5 protein-coding genes are annotated in these 3,112 nt (G+C 56.0%); 4 read left to right on the forward strand and 1 reads right to left on the reverse strand.

The genetic code is table 11. The annotated features are described in order from the left end of the window. Both VGK48_06095 and VGK48_06100 read left to right on the forward strand, forming a co-directional pair. Positions 1–853: ATPase, T2SS/T4P/T4SS family (locus VGK48_06095; GenBank protein HEY2380739.1), on the forward strand; the 853-nt coding region annotated here is incomplete at its 5' end. A gap of 46 nt (positions 854–899) precedes the next feature. Beyond that, the gene (locus VGK48_06100; protein HEY2380740.1) at positions 900–2,333 is read left to right on the forward strand and encodes an HDOD domain-containing protein; all 1,434 of its coding nucleotides are present in this window, start codon (positions 900–902) and stop codon (positions 2,331–2,333) included. 2 nt (positions 2,334–2,335) lie between these two features. Here VGK48_06100 and VGK48_06105 read toward each other — a convergent pair whose 3' ends face one another. After that, positions 2,336–2,494 (reverse strand): lmo0937 family membrane protein, encoded by a 159-nt coding sequence (locus VGK48_06105; GenBank protein ID HEY2380741.1) that lies wholly within the window; start codon positions 2,492–2,494, stop codon positions 2,336–2,338. 54 nt (positions 2,495–2,548) lie between these two features. On the opposite strand from VGK48_06105, the gene VGK48_06110 reads away from it, so the two are divergent. Continuing rightward, the gene (locus VGK48_06110; GenBank protein HEY2380742.1) at positions 2,549–2,803 is read left to right on the forward strand and encodes a hypothetical protein; all 255 of its coding nucleotides are present in this window, start codon (positions 2,549–2,551) and stop codon (positions 2,801–2,803) included. Between the two features lie 35 nt (positions 2,804–2,838). Next, positions 2,839–3,112: hypothetical protein (locus VGK48_06115; protein HEY2380743.1), on the forward strand; the 274-nt coding region annotated here is incomplete at its 3' end.

The following is a 3,112-nucleotide window of genomic DNA, read 5'->3' on the forward strand; positions in this document are numbered from 1 at the left end:
TTTGCGATTGCTGGACAAAGACAACCTGATGTTCGACATGCTCCGCCTCGGTTTCGAGCCGGAGTCTCTGAAAAAGTTCGAGAAGGCCATTTACAAGCCGTTCGGCATGGTACTGGTGACCGGACCTACAGGCAGCGGCAAAACCAACACGCTGTATTCTGCGATTTCCCAGCTGAATAAGCCCGACACGAACATCATGACGGCGGAAGACCCTGTCGAATTCAACCTGCTCGGCATCAATCAGGTTCAGATTTACGAACAGGTCGGACTGACCTTTGCAGCGGCGTTACGTTCTTTTCTCAGACAGGATCCCAACATCATCCTGGTCGGCGAAATCCGCGACCTGGAAACCGCCGAGATCGCGATCAAGGCGTCGCTTACGGGCCACCTGGTCCTCAGCACACTCCATACAAACGATGCGCCGGCGACGATTTCCCGATTGTTGAACATGGGTATTGAACCGTTCCTGGTTGCGACCTCCGTGCAGTTGATTTGCGCCCAGCGGCTTGTCCGCCGCATTTGCAAGAACTGCAAAATCGAGGCCGAAGCGCCGACGCTCGCCTCCCTCATAGAGCTGGGTTTTACGGCTGACGAAGCAGCCACATTGAAGATCTACCGGGGGGCCGGTTGCAAGACCTGCAACGGCAGCGGCTACAAGGGCCGCGTCGGTCTTTACGAGGTCATGGAAATGACGCCTGAGCTGAAAGAGGCCGTTATCCTGAACGCTACAGTGGTGGAATTAAGGAAGTTAGCCATCGCAGGCGGGATGATCAGCCTCCGCCGCAGCGGCTTGCACAAGATCATGGATGGAGTGACCACGATCGAGGAAATAGTTCGCGAAACTGTCCACTAAGGTGCCGGCTCGGCCCGGCCGATAAGTGGTTTATGGATGGTACGTTATGAAATGGTTTAGATCAGCAGAACCCGTTGTTCCAGTACGGCCGCCGGCCGCGGCTCCCAAGCCCGCCGTGATGGCACCCAAGGCTGCAGTTACCGCTCCCGCTTCAGTGCAGGTAAAAGTCCCGGTTGTCGAGGGCTGGACCGAAAGCGAACTGGTGGCGGTTTACAACGCCGCTCCTGTAAAGCATCTGAAGCAGGGCGAATCGATCCTGGCAGACGCCGAAGAAACCGAATCGTTCTTCGTCCTTCTGGACGGAGCAGTCAACGTTGCCGTCAAGCTGCATGGGATGCCGGGCCGTCCCGGAGTGTTTCATCGTGGCGACGTCCTTGCTCCGCTCCCGAAATATCACGGATTCAGATACGACGCGTATGCAAGCGAGCCCAGTACGATCATCGAGATTCCGCCGGCCGTCATGAAACACCTGCCGGATAAAACACAGCTGTCCATCTATAACGTCACGGTTGCGTCAACCAGCAAGATCAATGCGTACATTCGCTCCGTCAATGGCGAACTGAGCACGAAGAATGTGCGGCTGTCCGAATACGTCGCCCAACAAAGTGTTCCGCGCGCCGCATCGATCCGATCGGAATTCGTGCAAGGGTACTTGCGAAGCATGCCGCGCATGCCCGCATATGCGACGGACCTCGCCGCCAAATTGCTCGATGACCGCACCAGCGTTCAGGAAGTGGTCGAAGGTATCAAGCGCGATCCAAACCTGGTTGGCGTCGTGCTGAAAACAGTGAATTCGCCGCTTTACGGATTCGGAAAGAAGATCGAGAGCTTCTATCACGCGTGCATGATTCTTGGTTTCAACAATATCTATAACCTGATCATGCGGGAAGCGGCTCAATCGACCATGCCGGTCACCCGCGATACGACCCGGGTCCACCAGCATTCCTGTTTAATTTCGGTTCTGTGTTTCGAGATCGCTACCGCGGGCAAAGAACAACAGTCCCAGACCGCAACAACGATCGGATTGCTTCACGATATCGGTAAGGGTGTGCAACTTGTGATGAAACACGCCCATCCCGAAAAAGCGGATCTTATCGATACGTTCCCGTCAGCGAACCTGGGCGCCGAATTGCTTCGGGTGTGGGGAATTCCCGAGCGAATCTGCACGATCGTGGACCGTCAGCATGAGCCCGAATATACGTCGCCGGACCTGGTTTCTTCCGACTACCATCGTGAGACCGGGATCCTCCACGTCGCTCATATCCTCGAGCACCTGTTGCTAGGACAGCAACCCGAGCCGATGCGAACCATCTTCACGCAGGAGTACATGTCGCTGCTGGGCTTCGGGCAAACCAAACCGGAACAGCTGTTTAAGGAGCGCATCCTTCCGAGTCTGATGAGAAACAAAAACCGCATACCGCCGGAAATTCAGAGCCTTTTTGCGAGGACCCCGGCGATTCCGGCGGCAAGCAGCGAATAGCGTTACGCCACGGGCGGACCGTGATGAGGACGCACAAAGTGGACGATCAGCGAGATGATGGCCAGGATCAACAGAAGGTGGATCGCTGCGCCCGCAACGTGCATCGCCGCAAAACCGAAGATCCAGAGCAGCAGAAGGATAATGAATAGAGCTATGAACATAAGCCCTCCTATTATTCTCTGACTGCCGTCCGCCGGCTTTCGTTACCCTGAGGTGTGGACCAGGGAGCTTACGCCAAAAGACAAGTTACTCAATACATTGCAAATACGGAATTCACACAAGCCACGCTTCATTTCATAGACGGCAGTGAACTCCGGTTTGAACATGCCAGTAGAAGCAACCGGTGGGCCCGGGCTTCAGCGCCCGGCACCATCGCCGACGAGATCTGCAAAGTTCTTCGGCAATTCCGGCTGAATGCAAAACACTTGCAGCTGTTCTTCGACGACGGCACCAACGTGGAATTCATTTGATCCCGGAGTACCGTAAAACGCCTTTGATTTAAAGTATGCCGCTGCCAATTCTGACAACATGGGAATGTCCGGACCAGTCCGCCGTCCCTATCCATATGGCCAGTGATGCGGGTACCCTGATGCGTGACTTTATCGCGGCGCCGGATGCGGACAGCGAACTGCTGCTGACGGAACTGCTGGCGACGCACGCGGGGCCGCATGTCCGGCGTATCGTTACCCAGCGCCTGTCGGCCGCCGGCGTTTCCGAATATCAGGATATCGACGATCTCTGCGGCGACGTCCTGACCGAACTCCTCTATCGGTTGCGCC

It is taken from the genome of Terriglobia bacterium (genome assembly GCA_036496425.1).
Lineage (GTDB): Bacteria > Acidobacteriota > Terriglobia > 20CM-2-55-15 > 20CM-2-55-15 > 20CM-2-55-15.